Source organism: Nocardioides sp. Z40_12 (genome assembly GCF_058215795.1).
On sequence record NZ_JBZAJA010000006.1, the window covers coordinates 30,010 to 44,625 of the forward strand.

Below are 14,616 nucleotides of genomic sequence, written 5' to 3' on the forward strand. Positions count from 1 at the left end.
CGCTAGTGATTACCGAGGGGTACGCGAAAAGTCCCCGGCGAAGGCCTACTCGTCCTCGAGCCGGAAGCCCACCTTGAGGCCGACCTGGAAGTGCTCGACCTGGCCGTCCTTGGCCTGTCCGCGCACCTGGGTCACCTCGAACCAGTCGATGTGCCGCAGCGTCATGCCGGCACGCTCGATGCCGTTGCGGATGGCGTCGTCGATCCCTTCGGGGGAGGTGCCGACGATCTCGGTGACTCGGTAGGTTCGATTCGACATGGACCGACTCTAGCCCTCCGGCAGGCCCTGCCCGGGCCACACGGGCCCGAGCCGACGCACAGGCCCGTCGTAGGATGAACCCCATGGCCTCGCGCAAGGATCTGTCCGGCCAACCCACCCGGATCACCACCGCGGCCGCCAGTCGGGACACCGACATCGCCGCCCGGCAACGCCGCTACCTGATCTCGATGGGCATCAGGGTGGTCTGCTTCCTCGCGGCCGTGGCCGTGGGCCCCGGCTGGCTGCGCTGGGTCCTCGTCGCCGGCGCCGTCCTCCTCCCCTACGTGGCCGTGGTCCTGGCCAACGCCACCGACACCCGCGACGACACCTTCGCCCTGGACGCCGCGGACCCCCAGCGCCAGCTGCCGCCGGCCCCCGGGGCGCGCGGGATCGGCCCCGGCGAGGAGGGCACGCGATGACCGCGCTCGACATCTGCTCGGCCAAGGGCTGCCAGGAGCCGGCGGCGTGGTGCCTGGAGTGGAACAACCCCAAGCTGCACACCCCCGAGCGCCGCAAGACCTGGCTGGCCTGCGAGGGCCACCGGCAGCACCTCGCCGACTTCCTGGGCGCTCGCTCCTTCCTGCGCGACGTGGTGCCGCACCGGCCGGTCGACGCCGCGGACTGATCAGCCGCCGATCGCCGACATCGGCCGGTCGGGCTGGAGGAAGGACGGGTCGTCGATCCCGTGCCCGGGACGCTTGCCGCGCACCGCCGCGACCCACCGCGCCGCGATCTCCTGGTCGTCCGCCCCGCCTCGCAGCGCCTGACGGAGGTCTGACTCCTCACGGGCGAAGAGGCAGTTGCGCACCTGGCCGTCGGCGGTGAGCCGGACCCGGTCGCAGTCGCCGCAGAAGGGCCGGGTGACCGAGGCGATGACGCCGACCGTCCCGGGCCCCCCGTCGACCAGGAACAGCTCGGCGGGGGCACTACCACGCGGCTCGACGGCCGGCCGGAGGTCGAACTCCGCCTCGAGCGCGGCGAGGATCTCCTCGGCGGTGACCATCGCGTCGCGGTGCCAGCCGTGCTGGGCGTCCAGGGGCATCTGCTCGATGAACCGCAGCGCGTAGCCCTGGGCCAGGCACCAGCGCAGCAGCTCGGGCGCCTGGTCGTCGTTGACGCCGCGCAGCAGCACCGCGTTGACCTTGACCGGCGCCAGCCCGGCCGCCTGGGCGGCGGCGAGGCCGGCCAGCACGTCGTGGTGCCGGTCGCGCCGGGTGATCTGGTGGAAGGTCTCCGGCCGCACGGTGTCGAGGCTGACGTTGACCCGGTCCAGGCCCGCCTCGGCGAGGGCGGAGGCCACTCGCTGGAGCCCGAGGCCGTTGCTGGTCAGGGAGGTCTGCACGCCGCCCAGCGCGTGGGTCCGGCGGACGATGTCGACCAGGCCGCGACGGATCAGCGGCTCGCCGCCGGTGAAGCGGACCGACCGGATCCCCAGTCTGCGCACCCCGATGGTGATCAGCCGGACCATCTCGTCGTCGCTCAGCGTCTCCTCCGCCGGCATCCAGTCGAGACCCTCGGCAGGCATGCAGTAGGTGCACCTGAGGTTGCACCGATCCGTCAGCGAGACGCGCAGGTCGGTGGCCACCCGGCCGTGGAGGTCCTGCAGCGCCTGCACCATCTCGCCAGCATAGGGCCCGCCACCTCGCCATTTCGCCTGCCGGATAACCTCGGAGCGTGAATCGTTGGGGCTTTCTGGCCAGCAGACGGTGGGCGTTGTTCTTCCTCGCCGTCCTCGTCCTCTCCTGGTTGGCCTGGCAGCTGGGACAGTGGCAGTTCCACCGCCTCGAGGACCGCCGGGACCGCAACTCCATCATCGAGCGCAACGAGAAGCTGCCGCCCGTCGCCGTGGACGAGGTGCTGCAGGTGGGCGGCAGTCCCGCCGGCAGCGACCAGTGGCGGCTCGTGAAGGCCACCGGCACCTACGCCCCCGAGGACACCGTGATCGTGCGTTACCGCACCCGCGACGGCGCTGCCGGGGTCAACGCGGTGGTGCCCCTGGAGCTGGCCGACGGCACGGCGCTCCTCGTGGACCGCGGGTGGTGGCCGACCGCGAACCGCGGCGAGGTGCCGGACGACCTGCCGGCACCCCCGCCCGGCGAGGTGACGATCACCGGCTGGGTCCGCCAGGACGCAACCGGGGACAGCACCCGGGTGACCGAGCAGCGGACCCGGGCCATCAGCAGCTCGGAGATCGGCGCGGCGCTCGACCGCGAGGTGCTGGGGGGCTTCGTCGCCCTCGACGAGGAGACCCCGTCGCCGGCCGAGCCGCTCCACCCGACCGAGCTGCCGGAGCTCGACGAGGGCCCACACTTCTTCTACGGCCTGCAGTGGTGGTTCTTCGGCGGACTGGCCGTCTTCGGCTTCTTCTACCTGATGTACGACGAGTGGCGCGACCGTCGACGTCCCTCGCGCGACCCGGGGCCGCCCCCCGCTGAGCGGCAGCCCGACTCCCCCCAGGGCGTGAAGGCCGAGGTCTGACCCCGGTCTCCGGGCTCCCGGACGCTCAGCTCCGGGGCCGCTCGCTCACCGACGGGTGCGCGGAGTGACCCTCACCCGGTCCTTGGACGCCCGTTCCGCGACCAGCGCGGAGATCTCGCCGCCGGCGTAGCGGAGGACGAGCACGCCGGGTCGCCGGGGCCGCCAGGTCAGGCGACCCGCGTGCCCCCCGCCCTCGCGCGGGCGCAGTCGCACGGTCCCGACCTTGCGGGCCCGCTTCGCCCCCGTGGCGCGGAAGGTGGCCGTGACCAGGCGGCGCTTGCCCGGGTGGGTGCCGCTGAGCCTGATCCGCCACGTGCTCGGGCGGCCCGCGACCGGTCGCTTCCCCGGCCCCTCCGCCTTCAGCCTCGTCCGGTGCGTCACCGCCGCGGGAGGTGGCGGGGCAACGGGGCCCGGGGACGTGGACGGGGACTCGGTCGGGGCGACCGTGGGGGCGACGGTGGGGACGACGGTGGGCGCGACGGACGGGGTGGTCGGCGCAGGCGGCGCCGGGGCGGCCCGGGTCCACAGGGCGACCGTGCTGGTGTCGAACGAGGAGAAGAGGAGCTCGAGCACGCCGTCGCCGTCGAGGTCGTCCACGACTCCCCCGCCGGACTGGCCGAACTGCTCGCCCGGCGCCGTCAGCGTGTGCAGGACGGTGTCCTGGGCCTCGCCGGGACGCTGCTCGATCCAGAACAGCCGGCGGTCACCGTCGCCCGAGACCGCGAGGTCGATGTCCCCGTCGCCGTCCACGTCCCCGTACCCGAAGACGCCGGGCGCAGCCTGCCCGGCGGCCGAACGCGAGGTGATGTGGTCGGTCGGGTGGATCGGCACGGGCGAGTCGCGGACGTTGAAGGCGGGGTCGCAGCCGGCCGGGTCGGCAGCCGGAGTCTGGGGGACGGAGAGCTCCTTGACCGTCCACGGCGCCGTCGGGTCGGCTCCCGGCACGAACTCCATCACCATCTCCGGCACGTCGATGGCGCCGGGGATCACCGTGGAGAGGAAGCGCTGGACGAAGCACCGGCCCTGGTGGTTGGTCCCGATCCAGGAGACCTCGCCGGGCGCCCGGAACCCCGGCACCGGGCGGATCTGGAAGCCGAAGCCGGCCTGGCCGAACGTGGCGATGGTGTGCCGGGTGAAGTGGGACGCGGTCAGGCCGGACGAGGCGTCCCCTGATTGCCGGAACCACATGAAGGACGCGGCGTCCGGGTCGGTGTAGGTGAGGTTGAAGTACTGGGCGGAGACGATGTCCTGGCGTCCGTCGCCGTCGACGTCGGCCACGGTCGGCAGGCTGCCGCCGAAACCTTCGGCCAGGGTCACCGGGGCGGCGAAGCGCGCGCCGCCGAGACCGCGGAGGTACTGCAGCCGCACGGTGTCGTCAGTCTGGTCGTCGGCGACCCCGCCGGCCTCGGCCGTGGTCACGAGGTCGGGGACGTCGTCCCCGTCGAGGTCGACGACCTCCACCCCGTGGTACGACGGCCCCTGCCCCGTCACCAGGTCGTGACGGGTGAAGCCCCGCGCGTTGCCTGCGGCATCGACCCCGAGGTTCTGCCACCAGGTGATGGCACTGCGCGCCTGGGCGCCCCCGTCGTTGTACGGGCTGGTGTCGAAGAAGTAGCCGGAGGGCAGCACCAGGTCGTTGAGGCCGTCACCGTCGACGTCGGCGACCGTCGGGCGGTTGGGGAAGATGATCTCCTCGTCCGCGCCGAAGACCTCCACCTTGTGCCACTCGGCCAGGTCCCTCCCGGGCCGGTAGACCTGGAGCGTGCCGCCCCCGGCGGGGACGCCGTTCGCGAGCGCTCCGTAGCCCGTCGTGACGATGTTCCGCTCCCCGGGGAACACCTCTCCGACGGAGGTGAATGCCGCGCCCCTCACCCCGGTGTCCACGTCGAGGCGGGCGAAGCTCGGGCCGCTCGTGTCGGCCCCGGCCGGCAGGAGCGGCAGGGCCAGGACGCTGGTCGCCCCCAGTGCCAGGACGGCCGAGAGGGCGACGCCTCGGGTTGCTGAGCTCATCACGGGTCCTCCCCCGGGGAAGACGCGGCGCGCGCCGACGTCGCGCGAGAATATATCCTATCGTCGCGCCGGGCGGCCTGGCTCGAGCCTCACGAGACGGACGAGGCCCCCCGCTCCGAGAAGTACTGGGTCCGGTAGAGGTCCGCGTAGAGCCCGCCGGCGGTGAGCAGCTGCTCGTGCGTGCCGGTGGCCACCACGTGGCCGTCGTCGACGACCAGGATCTGGTCCGCCTCCCGCACGGTCGAGAGCCGGTGGGCGATGACCAGGGAGGTGCGCCCCTCCAGGGCCACCTGCAGGGCTCGCTGCACGGCCGCCTCCGACTCGCTGTCGAGGTGGGCGGTGGCTTCGTCCAGCACCACGATCGAGGGGGCCTTGAGGAGCAGCCGGGCGATGGCCAGGCGCTGGCGCTCACCGCCCGAGAGGCGGTAGCCGCGGTCGCCCACGACGGTGTCGAGCCCCTCGGGGAGGCTGCGCACCAGCCGCTCCACCTGGGCCGCGGCCAGCGCCTCCCACAGCTCCCGGTCGTCGGCACCCGGGCGCGCGTAGAGCAGGTTGGCCCGGATCGTGTCGTGGAACATGTGGGAGTCCTGGGTGACGTAGCCGACCGCGTCCTCCAGGGACTCCAGGGTGACGTCGCGGACGTCGCAGCCGCCCACCCGCACCGCACCGGAGGTCACGTCGTAGAGGCGGGCGACCAGGTGCGTGATCGTGCTCTTGCCGGCCCCCGAGGGTCCGACGAGGGCCACCATCTGGCCGGGCTCCGCGGTGAAGGAGACGCCCTTGAGGACCAGCTCCCCGGCCGGCCCCTCGCTGCGCGCCACGCCCTCGAGCGAGGCCAGGGAGACCTCCTCGGCCCGCGGGTAGCGGAAGGTGACGTCGTCGAACTCGACGCGCGCCGCGCCGGGCGGCACAGCCACCGCGTCGGGCTTCTCCTGGATCGTGGACGGCAGGTCGAGCACCTCCAGCACCCGGTCGAAGGAGACCAGGGCCGTCATCACGTCGACGCGCACGTTGCTGAGGCTCTGGAGGGGTCCCAGCAGCCGCAGCAGCAGCGTGGCCAGGGCCAGCACGGTGCCGATGCTCAGGGTCCCCTGGATCGCCAGCTGTCCGCCCACTCCGTAGACCAGCGCGGTGGCCAGCGCCGGCACCAGCAGCATCACGGCGACGAAGATCCGGGTGACCAGCGAGATCCGGATGCCGAGGTCGCGGACCCGGGCCGCCTTGTCGGCGAAGAACCGGTCCTCGTCGGAACGCCGGCCGAAGAGCTTGAGCAGCATCGCCCCGCCCACGTTGAACCGCTCGGTCATGGCGTTGCCCATGTCGGCGTTGCCGTCCATCTGCTCGCGGGTCAGGCCGGCCAGCCGGTTCCCGACCCAGCGGGAGGCACCGAGCAGCAGCGGGAAGAGCAGCAGGCACAGCAGGGTGACCTGCCAGCTGAGCGCCAGCATCGCGACGCTGACCACGACGACCGAGACCGAGCTGGAGACCACGGTGGAGAGCGTGGAGGTGAAAGCGCGCTGGGCGCCGATCACGTCGTTGTTGAGGCGTGAGACGAGCGCCCCGGTCTGGGTCCGGGTGAAGAAGGCGAGCGACTGACGCTGCACGTGGGCGAAGACCTGGGTGCGCAGGTCGTAGATCAGCCCCTCGCCGATCCGGGAGGAGAGGTAGCCGCCCACCACCGAGAGCACCGCACCCAGGACGGCGACGCCCGCCATGGCCAGGGCGAGCCACCCCACCAGCGCGGCGTTGCCGCGGGTGATGCCGTCGTCGACGAGCTTCTTGACCAGCAGCGGGGTCGCCACGACCAGCGCCGCGTCGACCGAGGTGACGGCGAGGAAGATCCCGATGGTGCGCGAGTGCGGGCGCGCGAACCCCAGGATCCGCCGCATCGTGTCACGGTCGACCTGCTGGCTCGCCACGCTCCGGTCGCTGCGCATGTGCCGCCACGCCGGGCCCATCCCCATCTGCAAGGACACCCTGGTCTCCTTCTCGTCTCTGCGGCGCCACCGGCGTCGCGGCCGGGATCAGGCTCCGCCGGCGACCTCACGGAAGCGGCGTACCTGCGCCTCGCGCTCGAGTCGGCGCTGCTCCTCCAGCGAACGCCCGGCGGCGCCCTGGAGGAGAACCTTCGTCTCCCGCACGGCGCCGACCATCGGCGCCGTCAGCGAGCCCGCCAGCTGCTCCACGGCGGCATCCAGCCGGTCCCCCGGGACGACGGCCTGAGCCAGACCGATCCGGGCGGCCTCCTGGGCGTCCACCATCCGCGCGGTGGCGCAGATCTCGAGGGCCCTGCCGTAGCCAACAGCCTCGACCAGCGGCTTTGTTCCCGTCAGGTCCGGGACCAGGCCCAGCGCCGACTCCTTCATGCAGAACTGCGCGTCTTCGGCGGCGACGATCAGGTCGCAGGAGAGCGCCAGCTGGAACCCGGCGCCGACGGCGTAGCCGCGCACCTTGGCCACCGAGACGAACCGCGGGTCGCGCAGGAAGGTGAACCCCTCCTGGTAGGCGCCGATCGTGTCGGCCACCTCCTGGTCGGTCAGCGCCAGCAGCCCGGCCACGGTCTCGTTGCCCGCACCGGCGGCGCGCGGGTCGAGCATCGCCCGGTCCAGCCCGGCGGAGAAGGTCCCGCCGGCGCCGGTCACCACCACGACCCGCACCTCGTCGGGCATCGAGCGGCCCAGGTCGCCGAGCGCCCGCCACATCGCCGGCGTCTGCGCGTTGCGCACCTCGGGGCGGTCGAGCGTGATGGTGGCGACCGGACCGGCCACCTCGTAGCGCAGGCCGACGGCGGCCAGTTCGTCAGGAGTCATGGCGGCCATCCTAGGTTACCTGTCAGTAATGCTCAGGCGAGTGAGACCAGGTCGGCGTAGCCGTCGTTCCACAGGTCTTCGTCGCCGTCGGGGAGCAGCAGCACCCGGTCGGGCTCCAGCGCCCGGACCGCACCCTCGTCGTGGGTCACCAGCACGATCGCGCCCTCGTAGGAGCGGATCGCGGCCAGCACCTCCTCGCGCGAGGCGGGGTCGAGGTTGTTGGTGGGCTCGTCGAGCAGCAGCACGTTGGCGCTGGAGACCACCAGGCTGGCCAGCGCGAGACGGGTCTTCTCACCGCCCGAGAGCACCTTCGCGGGCTTGTGGGCGTCCTCACCGGAGAACAGGAAGGACCCCAGCACCGAGCGGGCCTCCACGTCGGTGAGCTGCGGCGCGGCCGACTGCATGTTCTCCAGCACGGTCCGCTCGGTGTCCAGCGTCTCGTGCTCCTGGGCGTAGTAGCCGATCTTCAGGCCGTGCCCGGGCAGCACCTCGCCGGTGTCGGAGGCGTCGACCCCGGCCAGGATCCGCAGCATCGTGGTCTTGCCGGCACCGTTGAGCCCGAGGATGACCACCCGGGAGCCCTTGTCGATCGCCAGGTCGACGTCGGTGAAGACCTCCAGCGAGCCGTAGGACTTGGAGAGCTCGCGCGCCATGAGCGGCGTCTTGCCGCAGGGCGCCGGGGCGGGGAACTTGATCCGCGCCACCTTGTCGGAGTGCCGCTCCCCCTCGAGGCCGGCCACCATCTTCTCGGCCCGCTTGAGCATCGACTGCGCGGCGCTGGCCTTGCTGGCCTTGGCCCGCATCCGGTTGGCCTGGTCGGTGAGGGTCTTGGCCTTCGACTCGGCGTTGGCGCGCTCGCGCTTGCGGCGGCGCTCATCGGTCTCGCGCTGGGTCAGGTAGGCCTTCCAGCCCATGTTGTAGACGTCGATGGTGGCCCGGTTCGCGTCGAGGTGGAGCACCTTGTTGACGCAGGCCTCGAGCAGCTCGTTGTCGTGGCTGATCACGATGAGCCCGCCCTTGTGGGCCTTGAGGAACTCACGCAGCCAGACGATCGAGTCGGCATCGAGGTGGTTGGTGGGCTCGTCGAGGAGCAGGGTCTCGGCCCCGGAAAACAGGATGCGGGCCAGCTCGACCCGGCGCCGCTGACCGCCGCTGAGGGTCTTCAACGGCTGGGCGAGGATCCGCTCCTCGATCCCCAGGCTGTTGGCGATCGTCGCCGCCTCCGACTCCGCGGCGTAGCCGCCGCCGGCGTGCAGCTCGTTGTCGGCCCGGGAGTAGCGCTTCATGGCACGCTCACGCACCGCCTCGTCGTCGCTGCCCATCTGCTCCTCGGCGGCACGGAGGCGTCGGACGACGTCGTCCAGGCCGCGGGCCGAGAGGATGCGGTCGCGGGCGAGCACCTCGGGGTCGCCGATGCGCGGGTCCTGGGGGAGGTAGCCGACCTCCCCGGTGCGCTGGACGCTGCCCGAGGCCGGGAGCGCCTCCCCCGCGAGGATCTTGGTGAGGGTGGTCTTGCCGGCGCCGTTGCGGCCCACGAGGCCGACCTTGTCGCCGGTCGCGACCCTGAAGCTGACGTCCTCCATGAGGAGTCGCGCGCCGGCGCGCACCTCGAGGTGTTGGGCGTTGATCATGAGGGTAGTGAGTGTACGTAGACACGCCGGTCAGGCGTGAGTCGGCGACGCCCGCCGCCCTGAGGAAGGACCCTCCGCCATGCGCTTCAACCCCAAGGCCGACATCAGCCGCGGCTCCGTCAGGGACGCCGGCGGCAGGTCGGGCGGAAGGTCGGGCGGCAGGTCGGGCGGCAGCTCGATGCGCCTCCCCATACCGGGCGGCGCGAAGGCCGGCGGCGGCATCGGAGGCCTCCTGGTCGTCGTCCTCTTCCTGGTGCTGACGCAGTGCGTCGGCGGCGACCCCCTGGGCGGGACCGGCGGCACCTCGCTCGACACCGGGGCCGACGCCCAGGGCCTGCCCGCCGGCCTGGAGGCCGACAGCGAGCGCTACGACGACTGCCGCACCGGTGCCGACGCGGAGGACGACGTCGACTGCGCCCGCAAGGCGGTCGCCCTCTCCCTCGAGAAGTACTGGGCGAGCGCGCTGCCCGAGCAGGCCGGCCAGGCACTGGCCCCGGCCCAGATCATCACCTTCACCGGCAGCGTCGGCACCGGCTGCGGCCAGGCCTCCTCGCAGGTCGGCCCCTTCTACTGCCCCGCCGACCAGCAGATCTACCTCGACACCACCTTCTTCGACGACGTCCTGGAGGGCCAGCTCGGCGGGCAGGGCGGCGACTTCGTCGAGCCCTACGTGCTCGCCCACGAGTACGGCCACCACGTCCAGAACCTGCTCGGCACCATGGGGCGCGTGCGCACCCAGCAGGGCCCCCGCAGCGACGCGGTCCGGCTCGAGCTCCAGGCCGACTGCTACGCCGGCATGTGGACGCGCGCGGCGGAGTCGACCAGCGACGACAGCGGCGTCGCCATCTTCGCCGAGGTCGACGACGCCGACATCGCCGAGGCCCTCGACTCCGCCAAGGCCGTCGGCGACGACCGGATCCAGCAGCGCTCCGGCGGGCGGGTCGACCCCGAGGGCTGGACCCACGGCTCGTCCCAGCAGCGGCAGGACTGGTTCCGGGTCGGCTACCAGGGCGGCGACCTGGCCGCCTGCGACACCTTCGCCACCGACGACCTCTGAGCTCAGCGCGGCGGCTGACCCAGGAGCGCCTCGACCTGCACCAGCTGGCGCTGCATGGCGCGCAGGTAGGGCGCGACGCTGGGGTGGCGGTACTTGCCGGCCAGCGCGCCCTCGCCGTCGGCGACGCGGGCCAGGGCCCAGTCCGCGCGCGTGAGCACCGTGTAGACCGAGGTGACCCGGGCGCCGAGCAGCACCTCCGCCCGGCTGGCCAGGCCCGACGGTAGTCCGGCCAGGTAGGCCTCGAACAGCGGCTCGAACGCCTCCCGCGTCGCCAGGGACAGGTAGCCGAGGTCGGCGCCGACGGCGCCGAGCCCCAGGGTCGACCAGTCGATGGCCAGCACGTGGTCCTCCACGTGGCCCAGCAGGTTGGAGGGCACGGGGTCGCCGTGCTGGAGCACCTGGGGCAGGGCGGCCACCTGGCCGAGCAGCACCTCGCGGCGACGCCACAGGTGGTCGGCGAGGTCAGCCACCGGAGTGCGGGCCAGCGTGGTCCAGCCGCCGCGACGGGCTACCTCGTCGAGCCGGGCCGAGAGCTGGGCCCGAGCCAGCCACGGCAGCTCGGGCGCGGTGGCGGCCGTGAACCGGCCCAGGCAGCGGGCGAGGTAGAGACCCGAGGTGCCGGCGTCCTCGACCCGCCGGTGCACCAGCGTCACCCCCTCGGCGTCCTCCTCCACCCGTACCACCGCGGGCTCACGCAGCCCCGGAGTGGCGGCGACGACCCCGGAGAGGGCCACCTCCGCGGCCCGCCGCCAGTACGCCGGGTGGTCGGGCCGCAGGCAGGCGGGCGGGTCGTGGGGGGTCGGTGCGACGAGCCGCTTGACCACGACGTCCTGCCCGTCCTCGCGCGCACCCCACACGCCGTACGTCGAGGGACCGGCACCGGGGAGGCGCTGCCACCCGGGCTCGGGTTGCCACATGCTGGCCATCCTGACAGAGCAGGACGCCGCGATCAGGCGTTCTCGACCGCCACGCGCGCCGCCGCGGCCTCGGCGAGCGCCTGGTCCAGGACCGCACGCCGGGGGTCGGGCACCGCCAGCCACTCCCCCACCACCCGTAGACCGGCCAGGCGCGGGTCGGTGAGGACCTGGGCGACCGCCTCCCGGTCTCCCCCCACCACCACCGGCCCGGGCCGCAGGATCCTGGCCGCGTGGTCCGCGGCGGCCTCGTAGGCGGCGCGGGCCTGGTTGTCGCGCCGGCGGGAGAAGCGCTGCTGGCTCTGACCGCCGGCCTTGCTCCGGCCCTGCACGTGACGCTGCCCCACTTTGTGCTCCACCATCTGCGTACCGGCCGACCGGGCGACGGCGAAGCCGCCCTTGCGCACCAGGAGGACCCCCCAGAGGTCCGGGGGACGGAGGTCGGCCACGAAGGCACCGACCTCGGCGGGGCCGGTGTAGCGGCGGGAGAACGACAGCGAGGCCTCGAAGTGCGACCCGTCGGCGCCGAAGCCGGAGAGAGTGCCGTCGCCCACCGTCAGGGACACGCCGCCGTGCCGCTGCGAGAAGTTCTCCACCCACCTGACCAGGCGGGCGGGAGGGACCGACACGACAGGCACCCGGCTCACCCTATCGGGCACGATTCGGCCATTTCGCGGCGCGGCCCGCAGCGCGTGGCTAGCGTCCCGGTGACCCCCTCCCGGCCGACTCCCGAGGACTCATGAGCTCAACGTCACGCTCCGCCACGACGACAGCGCCCTCGCCCGTCCGGCCGGCTGCTCCCGGGCACCAGCGCCTCACCACCGTGCTGTTCGCGCTCGCCTCCTTCACCGGGGCGGCCCTGCTCTTCGTGGTCCAGCCGATGGTCGCCCGGCTGGTCCTGCCCAGCTTCGGCGGCTCGGCGTCGGTCTGGAGCACCAGCAGCCTCTTCTTCCAGGTCCTGCTGCTGCTCGGCTACCTCTACGTGCACGTGTCGAGCGGACGGCTCGGGCCGAGCCGTCAGCCCCTCCTCCACCTCGGGGTGCTGCTGCTGCCGGTGGCCGCGCTGCCGGTCGCGCTCCCTGCGAGTGCCGCCCCGGACGCCGAGGTCGCGCCGGCGATCTGGCTGCTGTGGGTGCTCCTGCTGGTCGTGGGCCTCCCCTTCGCGGTCATCTCCACCACCGGCCCGCTGCTCCAGCGCTGGTACTCCTGGACCGGCACCGCGCGCGCCGCGGACCCCTACTTCCTCTTCGCCACCAGCAACCTGGGCAGCTTCGGCGGACTGCTGGCCTACCCGTTCGTGGTGGAGCCGCTGCTGACCCTGCGCGAGCAGCGGCTCGCCTGGTCGGGCGGCTTCCTGGTCTTCATCGCGCTGATGGGCCTGTGCGGCGTCGTGGCCTGGCGCAGCAACCGCCGGGTGGCCGCCGCGGCCGGTCAGCACAAGGTCCTCGCCCCCGACGCGGCTGTCCCCACCGGCGTGGCCGGGGGTGACGGCAGGGGTGCAGAGGGCGGCGCAGAGGTGGGTGCCCGGGTGCTGACCACCCGCCTGCTCCTGCTCTGGCTCGCGCTCGCCTTCCTGCCCTCGACGCTGATGCTGGGCGTCACCGCCCACATCTCCACCGACGTCGCCGCGATCCCCCTGATGTGGGTCGTGCCGCTGGCCATCTACCTGGCCACCTTCGTCATCGCCTTCGCCCGCCCGGGCCGCGAGCCGAGCCGGGTCGCGGTGCGTGTCGCTACCGCGTCGGCCACGGTCGCCGCGGTGCTCCACGTCGCCCCCACCGGCACCCACCCGATGTGGCTGATGCTGACGGTCGACCTGACCCTGCTGGGCGGTGCGGCGTACGCCGCCCACCGCGCCCTCGCCGCCATGCGTCCGCACCCGCGCCTGCTCACCCACTTCTACCTCGTGGTCGCGGCGGGTGGTGCCCTCGGAGGGCTGCTCAACGGGCTGGTCGCCCCGATGTTCTTCCCGCGCGTCTGGGAGTACCCGCTGGTCCTGCTGGGTGTGCTGCTCCTCGGCGTGGGCGCGGCGCGCCGCTACCCGCGCGCGCTGCTGCGCTTCGACCCGAAGGTCCTGCTGGGCCTCGAGGTGCTGCTCGTCCTGCTCGTCCTCCTGGTGGGGATCTCACTGGGCGCCGACTGGTGGCACCGCGGGGGCGCCCCGGCGGTCGCCGCGCTGGTCATGTGGGCGGCGCTGGGCCTCCTCGGCGGCCGGCGGCCCCTGGCGACCCTGGCCGCGGTGGCGCTCACCCTGGCGGGCGTCACCCTGCTGGCCGAGGCCCCGCTCCACCAGGACCGCACCTTCTACGGCAGCTACCGGGTCGTGGCGTCCGGGGACCAGCACGTCTTCAGCCACGGGACCACCGTGCACGGGACCCAGTTCACCGACGAGCGCCGCGTCGAGCCGACCAGCTACTACTCCGTCCAGGGGCCGGTCGGCGACGTCTTCAGCCTGGCCGCCCCGGAGCACACCGGCGTGGTCGGTCTCGGGGTCGGCACGATGGCCGCCCACGTGGGTGCGGGACAGCGCATGACCTTCGTCGAGATCGACGAGGAGGTCGTGCGGATCGCCGAGGACCCGGAGCTGTTCACCTACCTCGCCGACACCGCCGCCGAGGTGGAGACCGTGGTCGACGACGGTCGTCTCGCCCTGGCCCGGACCGAGCCGGGGACCTTCGACGCCCTGGTCCTGGACGCGTTCTCCTCCGACGCCATCCCGGTGCACCTGCTCACCGAGGAGGCCTTCGAGGGCTACGGACGGGTCCTGGCCGACGACGGCCTGCTGCTGGTCCACATCTCCAACCGGGTCTTCGACCTGGAGCCGGTCGTCGCCCACGACGCGGCCCGGCTCGGCTGGGACGTGGCCGTCGGGACCGGCGAGTCCACCGACGACGAGAAGGGCATCTCCTCGACCTGGATGGCGCTCAGCCCCGACGACTCACGCATCGAGGAGCTGCTGACCCTGCCCCGCTGGCGCGAGGCCGGGCCGGTGCGCCGGGCCTGGACCGACGACTTCTCCTCAGTGCTGACCGTGCTGAGGTGAGCCGCCGCCCGGCGCGGTCCCCTCGGCGGTGTGGAGGACCGTGAGGTGCTCCACCACCTCGGCGTCGGTGACCTCGACCCGGCTGGTGACAACCAGCGCCCGCGGAGCGCCGCGCCCGTCGAGCACGATGCCCAGGGCACCCGCCTCGGGCACCTGCTCGCCCGCCTCCCGGTAGTCGGCGAGCGGGGTGCGCAGCGCGGTCTCCGAGCCGTCGAGCAGCCCCGCCACGCCGGCGTCCGCCTCCTCGGGGGTCTCCCCCAGGCTCCAGACCGGGGGCGGCACCGAGGCCAGCACCGTCGGGCCGAAGTAGCCGGGCAGGTGGGTCAGCTTCGCGTGGAAGCGCGCCACGTTCCAGAAGTCCTCGACCGCGAGGTCCCGCTGCCCGACCGCGGGCTCGACGTAGTCGTCCACCCGC

Annotated in this window: 14 protein-coding genes; 5 read left to right on the forward strand and 9 right to left on the reverse strand. The window is 73.2% G+C overall.

Annotated elements, in window-relative coordinates:
- Positions 1-45: 45 nt before the first annotated feature.
- Positions 46-258 carry a dodecin gene (locus AC4BG9_RS12360; protein ID WP_490571406.1) on the reverse strand — a complete coding sequence of 71 codons (213 nt, stop codon included), beginning with the start codon at positions 256-258 and terminating at the stop codon, positions 46-48.
- 83 nt (positions 259-341) lie between these two features.
- Here AC4BG9_RS12360 and AC4BG9_RS12365 point away from each other — a divergent pair, with 83 nt between their 5' ends.
- Complete coding sequence (locus tag AC4BG9_RS12365) at positions 342-677, forward strand: DUF3099 domain-containing protein (protein WP_490571407.1); 336 nt, start codon at positions 342-344, stop codon at positions 675-677.
- Entirely contained in the window at positions 674-883 is a 210-nt protein-coding gene (locus tag AC4BG9_RS12370) for an acetone carboxylase (protein WP_490571408.1), read from the forward strand. The genes AC4BG9_RS12365 and AC4BG9_RS12370 overlap by 4 nt, the downstream gene beginning before the upstream one ends.
- Here AC4BG9_RS12370 and moaA read toward each other — a convergent pair whose 3' ends face one another.
- Complete coding sequence (gene moaA / locus AC4BG9_RS12375) at positions 884-1,876, reverse strand: GTP 3',8-cyclase MoaA (RefSeq protein ID WP_490571409.1); 993 nt, start codon at positions 1,874-1,876, stop codon at positions 884-886. It abuts the gene before it with no gap.
- A 56-nt stretch (positions 1,877-1,932) separates the two neighbouring features.
- On the opposite strand from moaA, the gene AC4BG9_RS12380 reads away from it, so the two are divergent.
- Positions 1,933-2,736 (forward strand): SURF1 family cytochrome oxidase biogenesis protein, encoded by an 804-nt coding sequence (locus AC4BG9_RS12380; RefSeq protein WP_490571410.1) that lies wholly within the window; start codon positions 1,933-1,935, stop codon positions 2,734-2,736.
- A gap of 45 nt (positions 2,737-2,781) precedes the next feature.
- On the opposite strand, the gene AC4BG9_RS12385 is transcribed toward AC4BG9_RS12380, so the two are convergent.
- From AC4BG9_RS12385 to AC4BG9_RS12400, 4 genes are all read right to left on the reverse strand, one after another.
- Positions 2,782-4,746, reverse strand: a complete 1,965-nt coding sequence (locus AC4BG9_RS12385; protein ID WP_490571411.1) for an FG-GAP repeat domain-containing protein — start codon at positions 4,744-4,746, stop codon at positions 2,782-2,784.
- A gap of 89 nt (positions 4,747-4,835) precedes the next feature.
- Positions 4,836-6,704 carry an ABC transporter ATP-binding protein gene (locus AC4BG9_RS12390; RefSeq protein ID WP_490571631.1) on the reverse strand — a complete coding sequence of 623 codons (1,869 nt, stop codon included), beginning with the start codon at positions 6,702-6,704 and terminating at the stop codon, positions 4,836-4,838.
- A 66-nt stretch (positions 6,705-6,770) separates the two neighbouring features.
- Positions 6,771-7,556, reverse strand: coding sequence for an enoyl-CoA hydratase/isomerase family protein (locus tag AC4BG9_RS12395; RefSeq protein WP_490571412.1), 786 nt, complete (start codon positions 7,554-7,556; stop codon positions 6,771-6,773).
- A gap of 32 nt (positions 7,557-7,588) precedes the next feature.
- Positions 7,589-9,187, reverse strand: a complete 1,599-nt coding sequence (locus tag AC4BG9_RS12400; RefSeq protein WP_490571413.1) for an ABC-F family ATP-binding cassette domain-containing protein — start codon at positions 9,185-9,187, stop codon at positions 7,589-7,591.
- Between the two features lie 79 nt (positions 9,188-9,266).
- Here AC4BG9_RS12400 and ypfJ point away from each other — a divergent pair, with 79 nt between their 5' ends.
- A complete protein-coding gene (gene ypfJ, locus AC4BG9_RS12405) occupies positions 9,267-10,244 on the forward strand; it encodes a KPN_02809 family neutral zinc metallopeptidase (protein WP_490571414.1) in 978 nt (325 codons plus the stop codon).
- A gap of 2 nt (positions 10,245-10,246) precedes the next feature.
- Here ypfJ and AC4BG9_RS12410 read toward each other — a convergent pair whose 3' ends face one another.
- On the reverse strand, positions 10,247-11,161 hold the full coding sequence (locus tag AC4BG9_RS12410; protein ID WP_490571415.1) for a phosphotransferase: 915 nt from the start codon (positions 11,159-11,161) through the stop codon (positions 10,247-10,249).
- A gap of 32 nt (positions 11,162-11,193) precedes the next feature.
- Positions 11,194-11,796 (reverse strand): acVLRF1 family peptidyl-tRNA hydrolase, encoded by a 603-nt coding sequence (locus AC4BG9_RS12415; protein ID WP_490571416.1) that lies wholly within the window; start codon positions 11,794-11,796, stop codon positions 11,194-11,196.
- A gap of 101 nt (positions 11,797-11,897) precedes the next feature.
- Here AC4BG9_RS12415 and AC4BG9_RS12420 point away from each other — a divergent pair, with 101 nt between their 5' ends.
- Complete coding sequence (locus AC4BG9_RS12420) at positions 11,898-14,201, forward strand: spermidine synthase (protein WP_490571417.1); 2,304 nt, start codon at positions 11,898-11,900, stop codon at positions 14,199-14,201.
- Here the strand turns inward: AC4BG9_RS12420 and AC4BG9_RS12425 are convergent.
- On the reverse strand, positions 14,178-14,612 hold the full coding sequence (locus AC4BG9_RS12425) for a hypothetical protein (RefSeq protein WP_490571418.1): 435 nt from the start codon (positions 14,610-14,612) through the stop codon (positions 14,178-14,180). The genes AC4BG9_RS12420 and AC4BG9_RS12425 overlap by 24 nt on opposite strands.
- Positions 14,613-14,616 lie beyond the last annotated feature (4 nt).

Coding starts and splice junctions, on each gene's coding strand:
- AC4BG9_RS12395 (WP_490571412.1), bottom strand. CDS start 7,556: ATGACTCCTGACGAACTGGCCGCCGTCGGCCTGCGCTACGAGGTGGCC.
- AC4BG9_RS12370 (WP_490571408.1), top strand. CDS start 674: ATGACCGCGCTCGACATCTGCTCGGCCAAGGGCTGCCAGGAGCCGGCG.
- AC4BG9_RS12420 (WP_490571417.1), top strand. CDS start 11,898: ATGAGCTCAACGTCACGCTCCGCCACGACGACAGCGCCCTCGCCCGTC.
- AC4BG9_RS12390 (WP_490571631.1), bottom strand. CDS start 6,704: ATGGGCCCGGCGTGGCGGCACATGCGCAGCGACCGGAGCGTGGCGAGC.
- AC4BG9_RS12365 (WP_490571407.1), top strand. CDS start 342: ATGGCCTCGCGCAAGGATCTGTCCGGCCAACCCACCCGGATCACCACC.
- AC4BG9_RS12400 (WP_490571413.1), bottom strand. CDS start 9,187: ATGATCAACGCCCAACACCTCGAGGTGCGCGCCGGCGCGCGACTCCTC.
- moaA (WP_490571409.1), bottom strand. CDS start 1,876: ATGGTGCAGGCGCTGCAGGACCTCCACGGCCGGGTGGCCACCGACCTG.
- AC4BG9_RS12385 (WP_490571411.1), bottom strand. CDS start 4,746: ATGAGCTCAGCAACCCGAGGCGTCGCCCTCTCGGCCGTCCTGGCACTG.
- ypfJ (WP_490571414.1), top strand. CDS start 9,267: ATGCGCTTCAACCCCAAGGCCGACATCAGCCGCGGCTCCGTCAGGGAC.
- AC4BG9_RS12410 (WP_490571415.1), bottom strand. CDS start 11,161: ATGTGGCAACCCGAGCCCGGGTGGCAGCGCCTCCCCGGTGCCGGTCCC.
- AC4BG9_RS12360 (WP_490571406.1), bottom strand. CDS start 258: ATGTCGAATCGAACCTACCGAGTCACCGAGATCGTCGGCACCTCCCCC.